We start from the raw sequence: 20,601 nt of genomic DNA on the forward strand, positions 1-20,601 counted from the left end.
CCGGGCGCCGACGCACCGCCAACTGGAGGGCGGCCGGGTGACGGCACGGCAGGTGGTGACGAAGAGCGCGACGTCCGCGCCGTGCTCGGGCGCCGACGTATTTCTCGAAGTCCTGCCAGGAAAGGGCGTCGACCTCGGCCAACGACAACTCCCGTGCCCTCGCCTCTCGGAGCGGCTCTCACCCTCCGAAACGGTGGCCGGACACCTGCCCGTCCCCGTCGGCGCCCCGATGCCGTGCTCGGCGGCATGGCGTACGAGTCGAAGGCCGTGCAGTGGACTTCTCGGCTCCGGGAACCTACCGAGTCTCCGGCCCGGTGCAGACTCCCGTTCGCCCCTTCCCATTGGCGCGCGGGTACGTCCGCGATGCACCGAGTCCGCTTCGGCGCCCCGTACACGCGGACCGACCTGAGCTCGGCGTCGTCGCAGCCGAGCAGGTCCCATTCGGGCCCGGCATGGCCTCGGAACCCGGAAGGAAAGGTCGGTGACGCGGTACGAGGAGTGCGCGGGGAGGGGCCGACGTGGGCGCCTGCCCCGCTGGCGCGAACACAAGGGCATTGCCGCCCGGCACTGCGCCACTCCCACGCCGACCGATCTGCCACTCAGCCAAGCGCCCCCGGCAGTCCTTCTCGCACCCTGACCCGAGCGTCAAGGGGCCCGTCAGCTACACGGCAGAGCCAACCTTGTCCACGACACCGACCTTGCCCTCCGCGCGGGCACAATGCGCGCCGCAGTACCAGTGGCCATCCACCTCGACGCCCTGGCCGATGATCTGCACCCGGCAGTGCTCACAGATGGGGGCCATGCGATGGATCGCGCAAGCGAACGAATCGAAAACGTGACGTGCCCCATCCCGGGTCTCGACAGTGAACGCCAGCTCGTAGTCATTCCCACACACTTCGCAACGTGTCATAAGCCAAATCGTCAGGGACGGGACGGGTACGCGCCAGCTGACAGTGCTGCGCCGCCCCGTGTTTACCCCTGGTCGGCGCAGCACTCTCTGGCGGACAGACCATTCGCCCTCGTCCGTGTCGCATCTTCCGCAGCGCTCAGCCCCGCCGGATCCGATCCAGCGGGGCGGACCCAACCAACAGCGTCCCGCACCCCCGGCATGCGCTCTCGGCGGCTGAGCCCCGCCAGCCCTCACCGAGCACGCGGATCACACCCTCTTCGAGATGTCGGTTTCATCAAAGAGGAGAGTGCACGTCTTCGACTGCTTCTCCTGCGCGATCCACCGCATGGCTCCCATCTGCGAGCACTGCCGGGTGCAGATCATCGGCCAGGGCGTCGACGTCGACGGCCACTGGTACTGCGGCGCCCACTGCGCGCGGGCCGAGGGGAAGGCGGGCATCGTCGACAAAATCTGAGCACCTCCGAGTGCGCACCCGCCCGATCACGCCCCACGGCCGAGTTGTACGGTCGTGGGGTGTACCGCTTCCTGTTGTCCCGGCAGTGGGTGATCCTCACGCTGGTCGCCCTCGTCCTGATCCCGACCATGGTCAGGCTGGGTTTCTGGCAGATGGATCGCTACGAGGAGCGCAGCGCGCGCAACCAGCTCGTCGCCGAGGCGCTGGCCGCGAAGCCGGTGCCCGTGGAGCGGCTGACCTCACCCGGGCACACCGTCACCAGCGCCGAGCGCTACCGCACGGTGACCGCGAAGGGCCGGTTCGACGCCGATGACGAGGTCGTCGTCCGCCGCCGGGTGAACGCCGACGACGAGGTCGGCTTCCACGTCCTGACCCCGTTCGTGCTCGACGACGGCAAGGTGCTGCTCGTCAACCGGGGCTGGATCCCCGCGAACCGTACGAGCCAGACCGCGTTCCCCGAGATCCCCGCCCCGCCCGCCGGCGAGGTCACCGTCACCGGGCGTCTGATGCCCGACGAGACGACCGAGGCGAGCGGCATCAAGGACCTCGAGGGCCTGCCGGACCGGCAGATCATGCTGATCGACAGCGAGCGGGAGGCGAAGCGCCTCGGGGTCCAGGTGCTCGGCGGCTATCTCGCGCAGACCGAGCCCGAGCCCAAGGGCGACACCCCGCAACAGCTGGGCAGCCCCGGCGACGAGAATGCCGCGCTGAACTACGCCTACGCCCTGCAGTGGTGGCTCTTCGCCCTCGGCGTTCCCGTCGGCTACGTCGTCCTCGCCCGCCGGGAGCGCCGCGACCGCGAGGAGGCGGCCGCCGCGGAGGCCGAGACCGAGAAGGAGAGCGCGCCGACCCCGGTGTAGGTGTCGCTGCCCACGCCGGCGCCGGCGACCGTGCCGGTCAGGCGTGGGTCGAGCGCTCCCGCCAGTACGTGAACGTGCGCTGCGGTTCGGGGAGCAGGTCCCACGGGTGGCGGGTCATGTGGCGGCCCAGGCGTACGAAGACGGGGGCGGCCTCGGCCGGGCGGTGGGCGCGGGTGAGGGCGAAGGCGAGGGTGTTGAGGTCAGTGACGGCCTCGGCGTGGGGTGCGGTGCCGACGTCGAACCAGCCCTTGAGGGCCAGGTCGATCTCGTGGGCGGACCGGGGCTCGTTCCAGTTGCCGCCGCCGGAGCCGAGGGCGTCGACGGGTGTCGATCCCTGACGGTGGGCCATGAGTTCGACGCGGGCCGCCACCGGGAGCAGGGCCAGCGGTGAGCCGTGGGGTGCGCGGGCGGCGGCCTGCCAGGCGAAGTCCATCATGTCGGGGACCGTGCCGTGCGCGCGCGGGGACAGATAGCGCAGCAGCCGGTGGTAGGACGTCCGGAGCCATGGGGCCCGGTCGACGGCTTCCGTCCATACGGGCACGGCGTCCTTGACCGGTACGGCGCAGGTGTCCATCAGGGACAGCAGCGCCAGCCAGGGGGTGGGGTCCTCGGGGCAGGCCTCGGCGGCGCGGAGGCAGACGTGTTCGGCGCGGCGGACGGCGGCCCGGTCGGTGGCGGGGGTGCGGTGCGACTCGACGAAGGCGCGCAGGGTGAGGGCGTCGCCGTCGTCCGGGCGGTCGGCCGTCCAGCGCTGGGGGACGGCGGCGGGGAGACGTCGGGCCAGTACGGCGAGGCGGTGGGCTCGGCGGTCCCAGTCCCGGCCGGTGGTGCGGAGGAGGTCGGCCACGGTTTCCCACGGGGGGCGGGTGCGGCCGGCGCCGAGGCCGTGGAGTTGGGGGCTGGGGCGGAGCTCGGTCAGCGTCCTGTGCAGCGTGTCGTCGTCGAGTTCGGGGCGGATCAGGAGGGAGGGTCGGCGTCTCAGCATCTCTGGATCCGGGGGTCGGGGGGGGCAGGTTCGGGTGGTTTCGGGTGCGTTGTCGGATGCGTTGTCGGGTGCGGGTCCGGTGGGGCTTCTCGCGCAGTTCCCCGCGCCCCTGAAAGACCAGGCCCTGCGGGCCTGAAAGACCACGGCCCCGCTTGGCTTGAAAAGCGACGGGGCTGCGGGCCTGAAGGGCGACGGGGCGCAGCCCCTGCTTTTCAGGGGCGCGGGGAACTGCGCGACCAGCCCCCCACGCACCCGCACCCGACAACGCATCGCCACGCACCCGCACGCACCCGCACGCACCCCGGGCCGGCTCAGCAGGCCGTCGCTCTCAGCAGCAGCGGCCCTCCGGGTGTTCCTCCCTCCGCCGGGTCCGCAGGACGTCGTACTCCCTGCGGGTCGGAAGCGGCGCCTTCGGGTGATGTCGGCGGTGCCGCTCGCAGTAGCGGTCGTACTCGGCCTCGCCGGTCAGCTCCCGCAGGTACCAGCGGACTCCGCGCACCCAGTTCCGGGCGGTCACCTGCCCGCCCCCACCAACTCCTTCTCGGAGCCCTCCTCGTCGATGCGGGACTCGACGTACGGGGCCTCGGTCGACGGCAGGGGCACCGGCGACCGTACGGCGCGGACGCAGACCACGGCGCAGTTGACCAGGACCGTGAGGACCAGCAGCAGGAAGATCGCCATGATCACGCCGTCGACCGTGTTGTTGGTGACGATCGTGTGCATGTCGTCCATGGTCTTTGCGCCCGGCAGGAGTTCGCCCTTGTCGATGGCCGCCGCGTACTTGTCGCGGAGGGCGAAGAAGCCGATGGCCGGGTTGTCGGAGAAGATCTTCTGCCAGCCCGCCGTGAACGTGACCGCCACGTCCCAGGCCAGCGGGATGCCGGTGACCCAGGCCCAGCGCAGCTTGCCCGACTTGATCAGAACGGTCGTGGTCACGGCCAGCGCGACCGCGGCGAGCAGCTGGTTGGCGATGCCGAAGAGCGGGAAGAGCTGCTTGATCCCGCCGAGGGGGTCGGTGACCCCGGCGTACAGGAAGTAGCCCCAGGCGCCGACGACCAGGGCGCTGGTGATCCAGATGCCCGGCTTCCAGGTGACGCGGCCGATCGGCTTCCAGACGTTGCCGAGCATGTCCTGGAGCATGAAGCGCCCGACGCGGGTGCCGGCGTCCACGGTGGTGAGGATGAACAGCGCCTCGAACATGATCGCGAAGTGGTACCAGAAGGCCTTCATCCCGGCGCCGCCGAAGACCCCGGCGAAGATCTCCGACATGCCCACGGCCAGGGTCGGCGCGCCGCCGGAGCGGCCGACGAGGGTCTCCTCCTCGACGGCCTTGGCCGCAGCGGTGAGCTGCTCGGGTGTGATGGTGAAGCCGAGGTTCTTGACGGCCTCGGCGGCGGTGTCGACCGTCGGGCCGAGCAGTGCGGCCGGGGAGTTCATGGCGTAGAAGAGGCCCGGCTCCAGGACGCACGCGGCGATCAGGGCCATCACGGCGACAAAGGACTCCGTGAGCATGGAGCCGTAGCCGATCATGCGGACCTGGGACTCCTTCTGGATCAGCTTCGGCGTGGTGCCGGAGGAGACCAGGGCGTGGAAGCCGGACAGGGCGCCGCAGGCGATCGTGATGAAGAGGAAGGGGAAGAGCGAGCCGGCGAAGACCGGCCCGGCACCCGTGTGCGCGAACTCGGTGACCGACTCGGCGCGGAGGTTCGGGGCGGCGACCACGACACCGACGGCCATGAGGGCGATGGTGCCGACCTTCATGAAGGTGGAGAGGTAGTCACGCGGGGCCAGCAGCATCCACACGGGGAGCACGGAGGCGACGAAGCCGTAGCCGACCAGGCAGAAGACCAGGGTCTCGGGGCTCCAGACGAAGTACTCGGCGAGGGAGCTGTCCTGGATCCAGCCGCCGCCGACGATGGCGAGCAGGAGAAGGGCCACGCCGATGAAGCTGGTCTCGACGACCCGGCCAGGGCGGAGGTAGCGCAGGTAGAAGCCCATGAAGAGGGCGATCGGGATGGTCATGGTGACCGAGAAGGTGCCCCACGCGGACTCGGCGAGGGCGTTGACGACGACCATCGCGAGCACCGCGAGCAGGATGATCATGATGGCGAAGACACCGATCAGCGCGGCGGCGCCGCCGACCTTGCCGATCTCGTCCCGGGCCATCTGACCGAGGCTCTTGCCGTCCCGGCGCATCGAGAGGAACAGGACGATCATGTCCTGGACAGCGCCGGCGAAGATCACGCCCGCGATGATCCAGATGGTGCCCGGCAGATAGCCCATCTGGGCCGCGAGCACCGGTCCGACCAGCGGGCCCGCGCCGGCGATGGCCGCGAAGTGGTGGCCGAACAGCACCCGCTTGTCGGTGGGGTGGTAGTCGACACCGTCCTCGAGGCGTTCGGCCGGAGTCGCCCGGGTGTCGTCGACCTGGAGGACCCGGCGGGCGATGAACCGGGAGTAGAAGCGGTAGCCGATCGCATACGAACCGAGGGCCGCCATGAGCAGCCAGACGGCCGAGATCTCCTCGCCCCGGGAGAGGGCGAGCACGGCCCAGCCGACCGCTCCGACGAGAGCGACGGCTATCCAGAGCGCGATCGATTTCGGCGACATTCGGGATCTTTCCGGCGCCTCGGGGCCGGATTCGGGCATGGCTGACGTAGACATGGCGGCTCCTGACTTCAACGGATGTGCGGCGAGAGAGGCAGACGAAGGAAGAGCGGGTGTGCGGCTCAGCGATGTCGGTCCGGACGCGGCCCGTCCGGGCGGCGGTCCGGGCGACGCCGGTCCGTCAGCGCGTACGCGGCCAGCAGGCACAGGCCGCATCCCGGGACCCAGGCGAGCTGGTACCAGTAGAAGAACGGCGTTCCCGCGAGCCGTGGCTCCGCACCGGCGTACCAGGGGACCCAGAGCAGTCCCGCGGCGGGGGCGAGCAGCAGGACGGCGGTCGCGACGCGCCGTAGTCGCTGGTGAGCGTGGTGTGCCATGTGCTCTGCTCCTCTCCCGATCGCTGTGGGTCTGTGCAAGAGTTGCCCACCCGCCGGATCCGGTTGACAGCGAATTTCAGAAAGAATCCACGAAGATTTCCCGCCGATTCGTGTCATCCGAACCGGCCGTCCACGCAACCAACACGCGAGGGCCGAGGTACAGCCGGGGGCCCAGGCACACCAAGGACGGTGACCCATGGCGGACGCTGCCATGACCGCGACGTTCCTCGCCGTGATCGGCGGAGCGTCGCTGCTCGCCGTCACCGCGCGCCGGCTGCGCCCCACCGACCGGCTGCCCTCGCTGGAGGGCTGGGCGCTGGCCGACCGCGGTCTCGGCCCGGTGTGGACCTGGCTGCTGCTCGGCGGCACGATCTTCACCGCGTACACCTTCACCGCCGTACCGGGGCTGGCGTACGGCAACGGGGCGCCCGCGTTCTTCGCGGTGCCGTACACCGTGATCGTCTGCCCGCTGGCCTTCGTCCTGCTGACCCGGCTGTGGGAGGTGGCCCGGCGGCACGGGTACGTGACCGCCGGGGACTTCGTGCGCGGCCGGTACGGGTCGGCGCCGCTCGCCCTGGTGGTGGCGCTGACGGGGATCCTGGCGACGATGCCCTACCTGGCGTTGCAGCTGCTCGGCATAAGGGCGGTGCTGACGGCCGGAGGGCTGTATCCGAGGGGCGCGGCCGGTGATCTGGTGATGGTCGCGCTGTTCGCGGGGCTCGCGGTGGCCACGTACCGGCACGGACTGCGGGCGCCCGCCGTGATCTCGGCGCTGAAGGCGGTGGCCGTGTTCGTGTCGCTGACCGCCGTGTGCTGGCTGGTGCTGGAACGGTTCGGCGGTCCGGGCGCGGTCTTCGAGGGTGCGGCACGACGGCTCGGCGGCACGAGCGTCGAGGACTCCGCGCTCCTGCTGTCCCCCGGACAGCAGCCCGCCTACGCCACCCTCGCGCTCGGCTCGGCGCTGGCCCTGCTGATGTATCCGCACGTGCTGACCGCCGGGTTCGCCGCCGACGGGCCGCGCACGGTCCGCAAGGTCGCCGTGGCGCTGCCCGCCTGGACGGGGCTGCTGGCCCTCTTCGGCTTCCTCGGGGTCGCGGCGCTCGCGTCGGGGGTCCGGGCACCCGAAGGTGGTGCCGAGGCGGCCGTGCCGATGCTGGTGGACCGGTTGATGCCGAGCCCGCTGGCCGGACTGGTGTTCGGCGCGATCACCGTGGGCGCACTGGTCCCGGCGGCGGTGATGTCGATCGCGGCGGCCACCGGCTTCGTCCGCAACGTGTACGTCGAGTACTTCCAGCCCACCGCCACGCCCAAGCGTCAGGTGCGCATCGCCAAGGTGGTGTCGCTGACCGCGAAGGTGGGGGCGGTGGCGTTCGTGTTCGGGCTGCGCGACCAGGACGCCATCAACCTCCAACTGCTGGGCGGGGTGTGGATCCTGCAGATCTTCCCGGCGGTGGCGGTCGGCCTGTTCACCGGGCGACTGCATCCCCGGGCGCTGCTCGCGGGGTGGGGCGTCGGCATGGTGACCGGCACCTTCCTGGTGGTGCGCGAGGGGTTCTCGTCCATCGTCCTGCTGGGCGGCGGCTCGCTGGAGATCTACGCCGGTCTGCTCGCCCTCCTCCTCAATCTGACCGTGGCCGTGCTCGGCACCACGGTCCTCGAACGGCTCGGTGTCCCGCGTGGCGCCGACGCGACCGACCTACCGTCCCGCCTGACCGTCAGGCGGCGCCCCGAGACGGGAGCGAGCAACCCGTGAGACGCAGACCGCACATGCGTATGCCGGTCACCCCGGCGGCCTCCGCACCGCTGACCGCCGCCGAGCCGCTGGGGCAGGTACCGGCTCCGGCCGCCGCCGAGCCCCCGGCCCCCCGCGCCGAGGCCCTGTTCCCCCGTCCGGCACCGGGCCCGGACTCGCCGCCGGTCGCGAACCCCGCGCTGCCGCCGGGTGCGCTCGGGGACCCCGCCGACGTGGAGCGCGAGGCGGGTGTCGCCCGGCTGTTCGAGCTGCACTATTCCTCGATGCTGCGGCTCGCGGTGCTGCTGGGCGCCGACGACCCCGAGAACGTGGTGGCCGAGGCGTACTACCAGATCTACCGCAAGTGGCGGCGCCTGCGGGACGCCGAGGCGGCGGAGGCCTACCTCCGCTCCACGGTCTGCAACCTGACCCGGATGCGGATACGGCACCTCCAGGTCGCCCGCAGACATGTGGAGACGCCGACGGTGGAGGAGCCGGTCGCCTCCGCCGAGAGCACCGCGCTGCTCCACGACGACCAGCGGGTGCTGATCGGCGCGCTCCAGCAGCTGCCCGCCCGGCAGCGGGAGGCGCTGGTGCTGCGCCACTGGCTCGGGCTGAAGGAGAGCGAGATCGCGGCCGCGATGGGCATCTCCTGCGGCTCGGTCAAGACCCACACCGCACGCGGCCTCGCCGCCCTCACCCAGGCGATGGAGGCCCGGCGATGAACGACACCACCGGCAACGACACCACCGGTCACGACACCGGTCAGGACCGCACCGAACGGGAACTGGCCGCGGCGCTCGCCGCGCTGGCGGGCGGGGTGCACGCCGCGCCCGACGCGTACCGCACGGCCCGTGGGGACTGGCTCCGGCGGGAGCGTCGCCGGCGGCTGGTCCTGGCCGTCCTCGTCCTGGTCGTCTTCGCCCTGGCCACGCTGCTCGGCCTCTGGGTCCTCAACCAGGCTCCCTCCGGCTCCGGGGTGATCTTCTCGGGGGTGGGAGGGACGACGGCGGGCACCGGGCCCGGGTGACAGGGGCGCCTCATCGGAGGGGGTGCCGGCACCGTGCGCGTCCGCGGGTCGTGTGTGGACGGCCGCGCCCACGCGGCGGAGCCCCATGCCGACACAGCCCCGCGCCCTGGAAATCGGGCTTCGCCCTCTTTCCGCCGGGACTGATCACCCCCCGCGCCGGGAACCCGCACCTCGTGCATCCCCACATCGAGGACTACGCCCTGATCGGTGATCACCAGACGGCCGCGCTGGTGAGTCGCCACGGTTCCATCGACTGGCTCTGCCTGCCGCGGTTCGACTCGGCCGCGTGCTTCGCCGCGCTGCTCGGTGACGAGGAGAACGGCCACTGGAGAATCGCGCCCGGCGAGGGCGGCGTCTGCACCCGGCGGTCGTACCGGCACGACTCGCTCGTGCTCGACACCGAGTGGGAGACGGACGAGGGCGCGGTACGCGTCACCGACCTGATGCCGCAACGCGACCGCGCCCCCGACGTGGTACGGATCGTGGAGGGCCTGTCCGGCCGGGTCACGATGCGCAGCACCCTGCGCCTGCGGTTCGACTACGGCTCGGCCGTTCCCTGGATGCGCAGGTCGGACGGTCACCGGGTGGCGGTCGCCGGCCCCGACTCGGTCTGGCTGCGCAGCGAACCCCGGGTGCGGTCGTGGAGCGAGGACCGGGCCACGTACGCGGAGTTCACGGTGGAGCCGGGCGAGCGGGTCGCGTTCGTGCTGACCTGGCACCCCTCGCACGAGCCCCGGCCCCGCCTGGTCGACCCGTACGAGGCGCTGCGCTCCAGCCTGCACGACTGGCGGGCGTGGGCGGCGCGCTGCCGGTACGACGGCCCGCACCGGGACATCGTGGTCCGCTCGCTGATCACCCTCAAGGCCCTCACCTACGCCCCGACCGGCGGGATCGTCGCGGCGGCCACCACCTCGCTGCCCGAGGAGCTCGGCGGCGTCCGCAACTGGGACTACCGGCACTGCTGGCTGCGCGACTCCACCCTCACCCTCGGCGCGCTGCTGTCCTGCGGCTACCAGGAGGAGGCCGAGGCCTGGCGCGACTGGCTGCTCCGCGCGGTCGCGGGCGACCCGGCCGACCTGCAGATCATGTACGGCCTCGCCGGTGAGCGCCGGATCCCCGAGTACGAACTGCCGTGGCTGTCCGGCTACGAGGACTCGCGCCCCGTCCGGGTCGGCAACGACGCCGTACGGCAGCTGCAGCTGGACGTGTACGGCGAGGTCATCGACTCCCTGTTCGTGTCCCGGCGTTCGGGCCTCCCGGGCAAGCCCGACATGTGGCGGATGCAGTGCGCGCTGATGGAGTACCTGCGGACGGCCTGGCGGAAGCCGGACGAGGGGCTGTGGGAGGTGCGCGGGCCGCGCCGTCACTTCACGCACTCCAAGGTGATGTGCTGGGTCGCCGCCGACCGAGCCGTGCGCACCCTGGAGGACGACCCGACCCTGGACGGCGGCGACCTCGAAGGCTGGCGGGCGCTGCGCGACGAGATCCACCGCGAGGTCTGCGAACGCGGCTACGACGCCGACCGGGGCACGTTCACCCAGTCCTACGGCTCCCGCGAACTGGACGCCGCGCTGCTGCTCATCCCCCTCATGGGCTTCCTGCCGCCGGACGACCCCCGGGTCGTCGGCACGGTCGACGCGATCCGCGAGGAACTGTGCCACGAGGGCTTCGTCCGCCGTTACAGCGCCGACCACCTGACGGCGGAGACGGGCTCCGTGGACGGACTACCGGGCGGCGAGGGCACGTTCCTCGTCTGCTCGTTCTGGCTGGCGGACGCCCTGCACCTGACCGGCCGCACGCGGGAGGCGCGCGACCTGTTCGAACGGCTGGTGGGGCTGGTCAACGACGTGGGCCTGCTCGCGGAGGAGTACGACCCCGTCGCGGGACGCCAGCTGGGCAACTTCCCGCAGGCGTTCAGCCACGTCGGGCTCGTGGGTACCGCCCTCGCCCTCTACGACGGGAAGAAGGCAGGATAGGGGCCATGGATCTTGGGCTGAAGGACCGTGTCTACATCGTCACCGGGGCGACCCGCGGGCTGGGCAACGCGGTCGCGCGGGAACTCGTCGCCGACGGCGCGAAGGTGGTCGTCACGGGCCGCGAGGAGGAGAGGGTGGGTGCGGCGGCCGCCGCGCTCGGGGCGAACGCGGTGGGGGTGGCCGCGGACAACGCGGACCCCGAGACCGCAGGGCGGCTGATCGCCGCCGCCCGTGAGCACTTCGGGCGCTTCGACGGCATCCTGGTCAGCGTGGGCGGACCGGCGCCGGGGTTCGTCGCCGACAACACCGACGAGCAGTGGACCGCCGCGTTCGAATCGGTGTTCCTGGGGGCGGTACGCCTGGCGCGGGCCGCGGCCGAGGAGTTGGGCGAGGGCGGCGTCATCGGCTTCGTGCTGTCCGGGTCCGTGCACGAGCCGATCCCCGGGCTGACCATCTCGAACGGGCTGCGGCCCGGGCTCGCCGGGTTCGCCAAGTCGCTGTCCGACGAGCTGGGGCCGCGCGGTGTCCGCGTGGTCGGCCTGCTCCCGGCCCGTATCGACACGGACCGGGTGCGGGAGCTGGACGGTATGTCGGCCGATCCGGAGGCGACGCGGGCGGCGCACGAGTCGCGGATCCCGCTGCGGCGGTACGGGCGGCCGGAGGAGTTCGGGCGCGCGGGGGCCTTCCTGCTCTCTCCCGCCGCTTCCTATCTGACCGGGATCATGCTGCCGGTCGACGGCGGGATGCGGCACGGCTTCTGATCCGGGGCGAGGGCGGACCGGCCGTCAACTGACCCTCTCCGCACGGTGTTTGGCTCCTCGCAGCCGGACCTCGGCCGGTAGCGCGGCCAGTCCCGCCGACTGTCTGGCGTGGTCCAGTGCCTCCGTCGTCAGCGTGTGCAGGGCGTCCCCCGGGTTCACATGGGGCTGGAGGAGGAGGCGGACCCGGGCCTCGGGGGCGTTGCGGCGGCCGGTCAGCCGGGCGTGGGCGCGTTCGACGCCGTCCGAGCCGGCGGCCTCGCCGGTGAGGACGCCCTCCAGCGCGCGCCCTCGCAGCAGTGCGCCCTCGCCGTCGCCCGTGTCGACGAGCACCTCGGCGAGACGGTGGCGACGCAGCAGGGCCGTCAGCCACCACAGGGCGAGCAGGACGAGGACGGCGAGCACCGCGATCACGGTGGGCCACCACCAGCCGGAGTCGCGCCAACGCGTCCGGGCGGCGTCGCTGAGCAGCACGTCCCCGGGGCCGTCGTACGGCCACCAGGAGGGCGGGTTCACGCCGAGCCCGACCGTGAGGACGGCGCCGCCGACCACGACCAGCACGAGCCCGGCGAGTCCGAGCAGGACCCGGTTGACGATCCTCAGCATCGCGCGTCACCCCTTCCGGCCGGGACGGCGGACATGCACCGAGAGGGCCGGGGGCCGGGACAGGCCCAGCCCGCGGATACCGTCGGCGAGCGTGACGTCCAGGTCGGCCCGTACGTCGTCGAGTTCCCGGAAGTGGGACACCGCGCGGACGTCGACCCGCCTGCGCCCGGCCCGGACCCGTACGGACTGCACGCCGGACACCTCCATGGCCCGGTCGCGCAGGGCCAGCGCGGCGGCGCCCCGGTGCAGCCCGGCCCGTACGTGGGGGTGGACGCGGCGCATCGGCAGGACGTCACGCAGCCCCGGGGTGGCGGCCAGGACCAGCAGCCAGAGGCCGAGGAGCACGGCGACCGCGGCGCCCGCGAGCACCCAGGTGTCGTCGAGGGGCCGCTCGGCGAGTTCCCGGGCGAGCGAGCGGCGCCACGCCATGGCGGGCCGGTCGGCACGGACGGCGACGACGTCGTACAGGAGGAGGCCCGTGCCCGCGAGGAGCAGTACCGCGAGGGCGCCCGCGGGGACTCTGCGCGCGGACCAGAAGCGCCGCTCGCCGCCGTTCTCGCCTTTCTCGCCGTCCGGGGCGGGCGGCGGGTGGTAGGCCGAGGCGGACGCGGACTGGTCCGGATCACGGCCGGCCGTCTCGTCGCCGACGGTCGCGTCGACCGGGTCACCGGCCCGCTCCTCGGGTTGCTGCTCGGCGGTCCTCTCCACGGCCGTCGCCGAGGCCTTCTCCGTGGCCTTTCTCGTGGCCTTCTCGATGACGGGTAGTCGTCGTGTGGTGCCTTCGGTGCGCTGGGGTTCGCTCATCGCGTCCTCCCCTGTGCCACGTCGTGTGCGTGTGCCAGGTACAGCCGTTCCACCTGGACGGCCACCTCCGTCACACGCATTCCCGCCAACGTCCCTACCCGCTCGATGACATGGCGACGCACCGCAGCGCACTGGCCACCGATGTCCGAGGGGTAGGGAAGCCCGAGCGTGACGCGGACGCGCGCGGTCTCATGAAGGACGACCACGGTGGCGTTCGGGGGCGCGGAGGCGGGCGCCGGCGCCGCCAGTGCCTCGCGCGCCGCCTGGGCGGCGATCTTCGCGACCACCCGGTCGGCGATCCGGGTCGCCCCGCGTTCACCGGGCGCAACGGTGCTCGTCTCCCGCGTCTGCGGGGGATCTCCGCCGTCCACCGGGTTCATCGGCGTCGGTCGTCACGCGGGCGGAAGAGGTCGCCCAGGTCCAGGTCCCCCTCCAGGAACCGGCCGACGACGAAGCCGACGGCACCCAGCGCGGCCACCAGCAGGAAGGCCCCGAATCCGCCGAAGTATCCGGCGAAGCCCAGCGCCATCCCGGCGATCATGCCGATCACGGCCAAGCTCATGCTGCGCTCCTAGCGACTCGGAGACTCCTGACACGGGTGGACGGGGTTCGGGATCCCTGTGCGGTGGAGAGGGTTCACTGCAGCCGGGACTCCGGCTCCTCGTCCTCCTCGTCCGGCAGCTTCACATCGCTGACAGCGATGTTGACCTCGACGACCTCCAGGCCGGTCATCCGCTCGACGGCCGCGATGACGTTCTCACGCACATCACGGGCCACGTCGCTGATGGACACCCCGTAGTCGACGACGATCTCCAGGTCGAGCGCGGTCTGCACCTCGCCGACCTCGACCTTCACACCCCGGGTCACGGACTTGGCCCCGCCGGGGACCCGGTCGCGCACGGCGCCGAAGGTCCGGGACAGTCCGCTGCCCATGGCGTGGACGCCCACCACCTCCCGCGCGGCCATCCCGGCGATCTTCTCCACGACGCCGTCGGCGATGGTCGTACGCCCGCGTTCCGCCGGATCACCGCCGCCTCGCCGGGTGGCCCGGCGTCCGACCTGCGTCGGCTCCTTGGTGGTGTCGGGCCCTTCCGTCCGGTTCCGCTCCGTCATGTCAGTCATGCCGTCAGTCCCTTCCGGTCGTCCCCCTTCAGCCCACAGTAAGCGCGGTTGCGGCGCCGCGCGCCGGGGATGCGGCAGGCTGGAGGAATGACGGCTGACGGTTGGACGAAGGCGGTGCGCCGACAGCTCGGGTTCGGCCGCGTACTCCCCCTGGGCGGCCCGCACGACGGCGCGTGGATCACGGAGAGCACGGCGGGGACGGCCCTGCGCCACGCGGCGGCGTCCCTGCGCGGGCTGACGCTCGGCGGACTCCGGATCTCTCCCGTCGATGCCGGTGAGGAGAGGGGTGAGGACGCGGACGGCTCCGGGCACGAGACGGCGGTGCCCCCGCCTCCGAGTGCCCTGCCGCCCGGTCCGCTCCGGATCACGGCCGACCTCGCGGCCTCGGCGGGCCCGGCCGCCGAGCCCCTTCCGGCCACGGCGGCCCGGCTGCGGGCGGCTCTGTTCACGGCCGCCGGGGAACGCCTCGGGCTGGCGGTGACCGAGGTGGATCTCCGTGTGACGCATCTGGTGGAGGAGGACACGGGGGCGTCCGGCCCTCTGGAGGCCGACGCGGCGTCGTCCGGCCCGGCGCCCGAACCGCCGCCCACCGCCGCCACGGCGCCGACGGGCGACGACGAGGAGTCCCGGGTGGCCGCGGCGGCGCTCGCCGTCCCGGGCGTCGCCCGTCTGGCCGCCGGCCTCGGGGGCGCCGGTGTCCCGGACGGCCTCGGCGGCCTCGGTCGTGCGGTCGACATCGCCGCCGGGCCGGCCCTCCCCCGCCGCCATGTCCGCGTGGAACTGGCGGTGACGGGCGAACGACGTGCCCTGGACGTGGCCCGCGAGGTCCGGGCGGCGGTGAGCGACGCGCTGCCGGACCACCCGTCGGTGGCGGTCCTCATCACGGCGGTCGACACCTGATCCCGCATCCCGCGCCACATCCCGCATCCCGCGCGTCCCGCGTCGGACGGTCGAACGCGCGTCCCGCGTCGGACGGTCGGCTCGTGATCTCTGATCGGACGGTCGGCGTGTGCTCCCGAAGCGTGGCGGTCGGCCCCTGAGCCCCAGGGGCCCCGACCGGCTACTCGCCGATGCCCGCGAGGTCCCGCAGGCGTCGGGCCTGGGCCGCCCGCTCCGCCGCACGCTGCTCGTCGTAGTCGCGGCCCTGGGCACCGCGCAGCAGCGCCTTGGTCTCGACGACCGCGTCCCGGGGCGCGGTCACCAGCGCACCGGCGAGGTCGCGCACCGCGTCGTCGAGCTGGCCGACGGGCACCGCGAGGTTCGCGAGGCCGATCCGCTGCGCCTCGTCCGCCTGGACGAACCGTCCGGTGAGGCAGATCTCCAGCGCACGGGCGTACCCGACGAGGCTCACCAAGGGGTGCGTCCCAGTGAGGTCGGGCACGAGTCCCAGGCTGGTTTCGAGCATGGCGAACTGCACGTCGTCGGCGACGACGCGCAGGTCACAGGCGAGGGCAAGCTGGAAGCCCGCTCCGACGGCGTGTCCCTGCACGGCGGCGACGGACACGATGTCGTTGCGCCGCCACCAGGTGAACGCCTCCTGGTACTCGGCGATGGTCGCGTCGAGCCCGGCGTCGTCACGACGCGCGAGCTCGATGAACGACGGCTCCCCTTCGATGCCTTCGGGCGTGAACATCTGCCGGTTGAGTCCGGCGGAGAACGATTTGCCCTCGGCCCGCAGCACGACCACGCGGACGGAGCCCGGCACCGACCGCCCGGCCTCGGTGAGCGCCCGCCACAGGGCGGGGCTCTGCGCGTTGCGCTTGTCCGGATTGGTCAGCGTCACCGTGGCGATGGCGTCGTCGACGGTGAGCCGTACGCCGTCCTTGTCGAGCAGCGGTTCGAGCGAAGCCATGGGGCGCCTCCGATGAGTGCGGTCAGCAGAGCGATGGAGCATCACTAAGTGACTGCACAGTAACCACCCGGTCGATCAGCCGACCGACCGGGTGGCCACCATCGAAGCCGATGGGCCGCCCGGCGTCAGGCCGACGCGGCCTTCTTGCCCCGCGTCGCGCCGCCACGCCCTCGGAGCGTGACGCCCGACTCACTGAGCATCCGGTGTACGAAGCCATACGAGCGGCCGGTTTCCTCGGCCAGCGCCCGAATGCTCGCACCGGAGTCGTACTTCTTCTTCAGGTCTGCCGCGAGCTTGTCGCGCGCGGCGCCGGTAACCCGGCTGCCCTTCTTCAGAGTCTCGGCCACCCGGTCCTCCTCATGGGAAGTGCGCTCTGGTCTCCTCATGATCACCCCTCCGGGGCGGGTTGGCCACCCATTCGGCAAGGTCCGTGCGACAAGGTTGTGACGACAGGAGCGCGTCCCCACGAGCGGAATCCGTGATTCCGGCCGGTCGTGTCCGTACGGCCGAACGGGTTGTTCCGTGAAGCCCCAGGTCAGAGACGCACGACGGCCGAGCCCTTCGCACAGAAGGGCTCGGCCGTGAAATCGATGTAGGACACACCTCGGTACGAGGAGATCTCACACAGATGATGGATCACCGATGGGCCGAATGATCCAGCGGCAGTTGATCAACACATTCGATCAAGCCAGCGCGACGAGATCCGCGTAGTCCGCGCCCCACAGATCCTCGACACCGTCCGGCAGCAGGATGATCCGCTCGGGCTGGAGCGCCTCGACCGCGCCCTCGTCGTGGGTGACGAGGACGACCGCGCCCTTGTAGGTGCGCAGGGCGCCGAGGATCTCCTCGCGGCTGGCGGGGTCGAGGTTGTTCGTCGGCTCGTCGAGCAGGAGGACGTTCGCGGAGGACACCACCAGGGTGGCGAGCGCGAGACGGGTCTTCTCGCCGCCGGAGAGGACCCCGGCCGGCTTGTCGACGTCGTCCCCGGAGAACAGGAACGAGCCGAGCGTCTTGCGGATCTCGACCAGGTCCAGGTCGGGCGAGGCGGAGCGCATGTTCTCCAGGACCGTGCGCTCGGGGTCGAGGGTCTCGTGCTCCTGGGCGTAGTACCCGAGCTTGAGGCCGTGGCCCTCGATCACCTGGCCGGTGTCGGGCTTCTCGACGCCGCCGAGGAGGCGGAGCAGGGTGGTCTTGCCCGCGCCGTTGAGGCCGAGGATGACGACCCGGGAGCCCTTGTCGATGGCCAGGTCGACGTCGGTGAAGATCTCCAGCGAGCCGTACGACTTCGACAGGCCCTCGGCGGTGAGCGGGGTCTTGCCGCAGGGCGCGGGCTCGGGGAAGCGCAGCTTGGCGACCTTGTCGGAGACCCGGACGGCGTCCAGGCCGGCCAGCAGCCGGTCGGCGCGCTTGGCCATGTTCTGCGCGGCGACGGTCTTGGTGGCCTTGGCGCGCATCTTGTCCGCCTGCGAATGCAGGGCGGCGGCCTTCTTCTCGGCGTTCTGCCGTTCGCGCTTGCGGCGCTTCTCGTCGGCCTCGCGCTGCTGCTGGTAGAGCTTCCAGCCCATGTTGTAGACGTCGATCTCGGCGCGGTTGGCGTCCAGGTAGAACACCTTGTTGACGACCGTCTCGACCAGGTCGACGTCGTGGGAGATCACGATGAAGCCGCCGCGGTAGGTCTTGAGGTAGTCGCGCAGCCAGACGATCGAGTCGGCGTCGAGGTGGTTGGTCGGCTCGTCGAGCAGCAGGGTGTCGGCGTCGGAGAACAGGATCCGGGCCAGCTCGATACGGCGGCGCTGACCACCGGAGAGGGTGTGCAGCGGCTGGCCGAGCACCCGGTCGGGCAGGTTGAGCGCGGCGGCGATGGTGGCGGCCTCGGCCTCGGCGGCGTACCCGCCCTTGGTGAGGAACTCCGTCTCCTGGCGCTCGTACTGCTTCAGCGCCTTCTCCCGGGTCGCGCCCTGGCCGTTCGCGATCCTCTGCTCGTTGTCGCGCATCTTGCGGATCAGTACGTCGAGGCCGCGCGCGGAGAGGATGCGGTCACGGGCGAGGACGTCGAGGTCGCCGGTGCGGGGGTCCTGCGGGAGGTAGCCGACCTCACCGGAGCGGGTGATGGTGCCGCCGGCCGGGATGCCCTCGCCGGCCAGGCATTTGGTGAGGGTGGTCTTGCCGGCGCCGTTGCGGCCGACCAGGCCGATGCGGTCGCCCTTGGCGATACGGAAGGTGGCGGACTCGATCAGAACGCGTGCACCGGCGCGCAGCTCGACGGCGGAGGCGGAGATCACGGACAGACTCCAGGGCGGATTGGGTGGCGGGTGTGGGCGGCTGAGGACGTTCCCGCCGTCTAATGCGCGAGGAGAATGGCCATGGGCCGATTCTAACTGGGGGCAGCAAGCGGTTTTCCGCCCGCGTGACAAGGGATCACGTGGTCTCGGTCACCGGACCCGCCCACGCGTCCGCTCGGCGGGGCGTTGTCAGTGGCGGGTGCAAAGCTGGGCAGTGGGTCGTTTTCCGGACGACGGAAGAGGATGTGATCGGTATGACGGGCAGGGGCGACGGGCGCCCGAGCATCTATCCGACGCTGCTCTACGCGGACGCCCGGGCCGCCATCAGGCAGCTCACGGAGGCGCTGGGCTTCACCGAGCTCTCGGTGTACGAGGGCGAGGACGGCATCGTGCGGCACGCCGAACTCACCCAGGGCAACGGCGCGGTGATGATCGGCTCCAAGGGCAGCGGCAGCGTCTTCGACAGCGCGATGAAGGGCGCGGGGCCCACCGGCGTGTACATCGTCGTGGACGACGTGGACGCGCACCACCGGCGGGCCGTGGAGCACGGCGTGGAGATCCTGACGCCCCCGACGGACCAGGACTACGGCTCGCGGGACTACATGGCCCGGGACGCCGAGGGCAATGTGTGGAGCTTCGGCACGTACGCCCCCGAGACCGGCGGCTGACGCCCTCCCGCCCTCCTACCGGGTCAACTGCCGCCGGTGTGCACCTGGAAGGCGGCCCGGCGCACGGCCTTGGCGAGGGCCGGGTCGGGGTGGGCCGCGGCGAGGGCCACCAGGACCTGGACGGTACGGGGGTGGCCGACCGCCCGGACCTCGTCGAGCAGCGCGGGGACCGTGGGCTGCACGGCGGACTCCAGATGCCGTACGAGCAGGGGGGCCTCACCGTGGTCGGCGACGGCGGCGGCGGTGTCGACCCAGAGCCAGGTGGACTCCTCCCGGGTGAGGACCTCGTGCGCGTCCTCGGGGTCGGCGCCGTCGTGCTCGGCGAGCCACAGCAGGGCGTAGGGGCGCAGCGGGGTCTCGTCGGCGACGGTACGGACGTCGGGTTCCGCGGGAGCGCCGACGACCCGCAGGGCCTCGAAGGCGAGGCCCCGGATGAGGGCGTCCTCGCCCCGGGCGGCGTCGATGAGTTCGGTGACGGCGCCGCCGACGGGGCGGGCGGCGAGCCAGGCGCGGTACTCGGCACGGGCCGCGTTCGGCCGGAGCTGGGCGCAGCCTCTGAGCATGTCCTCGGCGGAGACCTCGATGTTCCCGGCGGGGCTCTGCGCGGCGACACAGATCTGTTCGAGCTTGACCCAGACCGCCCAGCTGCCGAGCGGGGTGAGGGTGGCCTGGCCGTCGCCGTAGGTGAGGGCGCCGACGGAGGCGAGGGCGCGCAGCGACCAGTCGAGGAGCGGGGCGAGGGGGGTGTCCTCGGCGGTGGGTTCCGCGCCGGGCTCGGGCTGCGGCCCGTAGGGGACCTCGCAGCGCTCGGTGCGCAGTTCGGTGACCCGCTGTTCCAGGAGGTCGAGGAGCTGCTCCACGGGGACGGGCCCGGCGGAGAGCTGGAGGAACGAGAGGACCTGCGGCATGGCCGAGACGACCTCGGCGACCGCCGCCGGCTCCCGGTCCTCGGGTTCCGGGTAGGCGATGGACCAGGCGTCGAAGAACGCGACCCAGCCGCGCAGTACGGCGCTGTCGTCGCGGTTCCAGGCGCGCAGGCGCCAGCCGGGACGCGCGCTGTCGCCGTGCACCTCGACGAGTCCGGCCAGGCGTGCCGTGTCCCAGTCGTGGCGGACCTGATCCGGGGTCAGCCCCAGGTCGACGGCGGCCCGTTCGGCGGTCGCGGCGGAGAGGGTGCCCTTGCCGTCGGGACTCGCCCCCTCGCGGCCGGGGCGCAGGACGGCATCGGCCCAGCGGGCGACGCGGGCCGCGTCCGCCAGGACGGCGCGGGCCATGCGGGCGAGTTCCGCCGGCGGCGGTGTGCCCTCCGGGGGCCGGGGAGCCGGTCGGCGGCGCTGGGTCACTGCTGCTCGGGGAGCGGCGGCCAGGGTTCGCGGGCTGACGAGTCGGAGCCTGGAGTCGCGCGGATTACGGGACGTCACGGGGGCAGTCTTCCGGTTGACGGTCCGAAAACCCAAACGGAATGTCACAGCGGGCGACAGGGGTGGCCAACGCACGGGTTGTCCCATGGGTCCGCACCGAGGCGGATCGCCTTGGTGCGACGCTAAACGGAATGTGGCGTACCTCTCCCTGGCGGTC

The 20,601-nt window shown here is 72.2% G+C and carries 23 protein-coding genes; 9 read left to right on the top strand and 14 right to left on the bottom strand.

What is annotated here, in order from left to right; translation table 11 throughout:
• Positions 1–661: 661 nt before the first annotated feature.
• Positions 662–910: a hypothetical protein gene (locus GWK25_RS43885; RefSeq protein WP_217185550.1), complete on the bottom strand. Its 249-nt coding sequence runs from the start codon at positions 908–910 to the stop codon at positions 662–664.
• Positions 911–1,172: 262 nt separating this feature from the next.
• Between GWK25_RS43885 and GWK25_RS29190 the strand changes: the two genes are divergently transcribed.
• Entirely contained in the window at positions 1,173–1,364 is a 192-nt protein-coding gene (locus GWK25_RS29190) for a hypothetical protein (RefSeq protein ID WP_215454384.1), read from the top strand.
• Between the two features lie 59 nt (positions 1,365–1,423).
• Positions 1,424–2,224 carry an SURF1 family protein gene (locus GWK25_RS29195; protein WP_215454385.1) on the top strand — a complete coding sequence of 267 codons (801 nt, stop codon included), beginning with the start codon at positions 1,424–1,426 and terminating at the stop codon, positions 2,222–2,224.
• Positions 2,225–2,261: 37 nt separating this feature from the next.
• Here GWK25_RS29195 and GWK25_RS29200 read toward each other — a convergent pair whose 3' ends face one another.
• From GWK25_RS29200 to GWK25_RS29215, 4 genes are all read right to left on the bottom strand, one after another.
• Entirely contained in the window at positions 2,262–3,209 is a 948-nt protein-coding gene (locus GWK25_RS29200; protein WP_251829085.1) for a hypothetical protein, read from the bottom strand.
• Between the two features lie 328 nt (positions 3,210–3,537).
• A complete protein-coding gene (locus tag GWK25_RS29205) occupies positions 3,538–3,726 on the bottom strand; it encodes a YbdD/YjiX family protein (protein ID WP_215454386.1) in 189 nt (62 codons plus the stop codon).
• Positions 3,723–5,873, bottom strand: a complete 2,151-nt coding sequence (locus tag GWK25_RS29210; protein WP_215454387.1) for a carbon starvation CstA family protein — start codon at positions 5,871–5,873, stop codon at positions 3,723–3,725. The genes GWK25_RS29205 and GWK25_RS29210 overlap by 4 nt, the downstream gene beginning before the upstream one ends.
• 65 nt (positions 5,874–5,938) lie before the next feature.
• The gene (locus tag GWK25_RS29215) at positions 5,939–6,193 is read right to left on the bottom strand and encodes a DUF3311 domain-containing protein (protein ID WP_215454388.1); all 255 of its coding nucleotides are present in this window, start codon (positions 6,191–6,193) and stop codon (positions 5,939–5,941) included.
• A 196-nt stretch (positions 6,194–6,389) separates the two neighbouring features.
• On the opposite strand from GWK25_RS29215, the gene GWK25_RS29220 reads away from it, so the two are divergent.
• The 5 genes from GWK25_RS29220 (at position 6,390) to GWK25_RS29240 (ending at position 11,692) form a co-directional block, all read left to right on the top strand.
• Entirely contained in the window at positions 6,390–7,946 is a 1,557-nt protein-coding gene (locus tag GWK25_RS29220) for a sodium:solute symporter (protein ID WP_215454389.1), read from the top strand.
• Complete coding sequence (locus GWK25_RS29225) at positions 7,943–8,650, top strand: SigE family RNA polymerase sigma factor (protein ID WP_215454390.1); 708 nt, start codon at positions 7,943–7,945, stop codon at positions 8,648–8,650. Before GWK25_RS29220 ends, GWK25_RS29225 begins: the two co-directional genes overlap by 4 nt.
• Complete coding sequence (locus GWK25_RS29230; protein WP_215454391.1) at positions 8,647–8,955, top strand: hypothetical protein; 309 nt, start codon at positions 8,647–8,649, stop codon at positions 8,953–8,955. Before GWK25_RS29225 ends, GWK25_RS29230 begins: the two co-directional genes overlap by 4 nt.
• A 173-nt stretch (positions 8,956–9,128) precedes the next feature.
• On the top strand, positions 9,129–10,931 hold the full coding sequence (locus GWK25_RS29235) for a glycoside hydrolase family 15 protein (RefSeq protein ID WP_215454392.1): 1,803 nt from the start codon (positions 9,129–9,131) through the stop codon (positions 10,929–10,931).
• Positions 10,932–10,936: 5 nt separating this feature from the next.
• Entirely contained in the window at positions 10,937–11,692 is a 756-nt protein-coding gene (locus tag GWK25_RS29240) for an SDR family oxidoreductase (protein ID WP_215454393.1), read from the top strand.
• Positions 11,693–11,716: 24 nt separating this feature from the next.
• Here GWK25_RS29240 and amaP read toward each other — a convergent pair whose 3' ends face one another.
• The 5 genes from amaP to GWK25_RS29265 form a co-directional block, all read right to left on the bottom strand.
• The gene (amaP, locus tag GWK25_RS29245) at positions 11,717–12,295 is read right to left on the bottom strand and encodes an alkaline shock response membrane anchor protein AmaP (protein WP_215454394.1); all 579 of its coding nucleotides are present in this window, start codon (positions 12,293–12,295) and stop codon (positions 11,717–11,719) included.
• Positions 12,296–12,301: 6 nt separating this feature from the next.
• The gene (locus GWK25_RS29250) at positions 12,302–13,099 is read right to left on the bottom strand and encodes a DUF6286 domain-containing protein (protein ID WP_215454395.1); all 798 of its coding nucleotides are present in this window, start codon (positions 13,097–13,099) and stop codon (positions 12,302–12,304) included.
• The gene (locus tag GWK25_RS29255) at positions 13,096–13,479 is read right to left on the bottom strand and encodes a hypothetical protein (protein WP_215454396.1); all 384 of its coding nucleotides are present in this window, start codon (positions 13,477–13,479) and stop codon (positions 13,096–13,098) included. Before GWK25_RS29255 ends, GWK25_RS29250 begins: the two co-directional genes overlap by 4 nt.
• Positions 13,476–13,661, bottom strand: coding sequence for a hypothetical protein (locus tag GWK25_RS29260; protein WP_215454397.1), 186 nt, complete (start codon positions 13,659–13,661; stop codon positions 13,476–13,478). Before GWK25_RS29260 ends, GWK25_RS29255 begins: the two co-directional genes overlap by 4 nt.
• A 74-nt stretch (positions 13,662–13,735) precedes the next feature.
• The gene (locus GWK25_RS29265) at positions 13,736–14,221 is read right to left on the bottom strand and encodes an Asp23/Gls24 family envelope stress response protein (RefSeq protein WP_215454398.1); all 486 of its coding nucleotides are present in this window, start codon (positions 14,219–14,221) and stop codon (positions 13,736–13,738) included.
• Between the two features lie 87 nt (positions 14,222–14,308).
• Between GWK25_RS29265 and GWK25_RS29270 the strand changes: the two genes are divergently transcribed.
• Positions 14,309–15,121, top strand: coding sequence for a nucleopolyhedrovirus P10 family protein (locus GWK25_RS29270; protein ID WP_215454399.1), 813 nt, complete (start codon positions 14,309–14,311; stop codon positions 15,119–15,121).
• A 160-nt stretch (positions 15,122–15,281) separates the two neighbouring features.
• On the opposite strand, the gene GWK25_RS29275 is transcribed toward GWK25_RS29270, so the two are convergent.
• The 3 genes from GWK25_RS29275 to abc-f form a co-directional block, all read right to left on the bottom strand.
• Positions 15,282–16,073, bottom strand: a complete 792-nt coding sequence (locus tag GWK25_RS29275; protein WP_215454400.1) for an enoyl-CoA hydratase/isomerase family protein — start codon at positions 16,071–16,073, stop codon at positions 15,282–15,284.
• Between the two features lie 125 nt (positions 16,074–16,198).
• A complete protein-coding gene (locus GWK25_RS29280) occupies positions 16,199–16,420 on the bottom strand; it encodes a helix-turn-helix domain-containing protein (RefSeq protein WP_006123601.1) in 222 nt (73 codons plus the stop codon).
• A 336-nt stretch (positions 16,421–16,756) separates the two neighbouring features.
• Complete coding sequence (abc-f, locus tag GWK25_RS29285) at positions 16,757–18,355, bottom strand: ribosomal protection-like ABC-F family protein (protein ID WP_184895717.1); 1,599 nt, start codon at positions 18,353–18,355, stop codon at positions 16,757–16,759.
• Positions 18,356–18,609: 254 nt separating this feature from the next.
• Between abc-f and GWK25_RS29290 the strand changes: the two genes are divergently transcribed.
• On the top strand, positions 18,610–19,023 hold the full coding sequence (locus GWK25_RS29290) for a VOC family protein (RefSeq protein ID WP_251829086.1): 414 nt from the start codon (positions 18,610–18,612) through the stop codon (positions 19,021–19,023).
• A 23-nt stretch (positions 19,024–19,046) separates the two neighbouring features.
• Here the strand turns inward: GWK25_RS29290 and GWK25_RS29295 are convergent, their stop codons facing one another.
• Positions 19,047–20,444 (bottom strand): hypothetical protein, encoded by a 1,398-nt coding sequence (locus tag GWK25_RS29295; protein ID WP_215454402.1) that lies wholly within the window; start codon positions 20,442–20,444, stop codon positions 19,047–19,049.
• Positions 20,445–20,601 lie beyond the last annotated feature (157 nt).

This window comes from Streptomyces sp. ATCC 21386, assembly GCF_018728545.1.
In the GTDB taxonomy this organism is placed as follows: domain Bacteria; phylum Actinomycetota; class Actinomycetes; order Streptomycetales; family Streptomycetaceae; genus Streptomyces.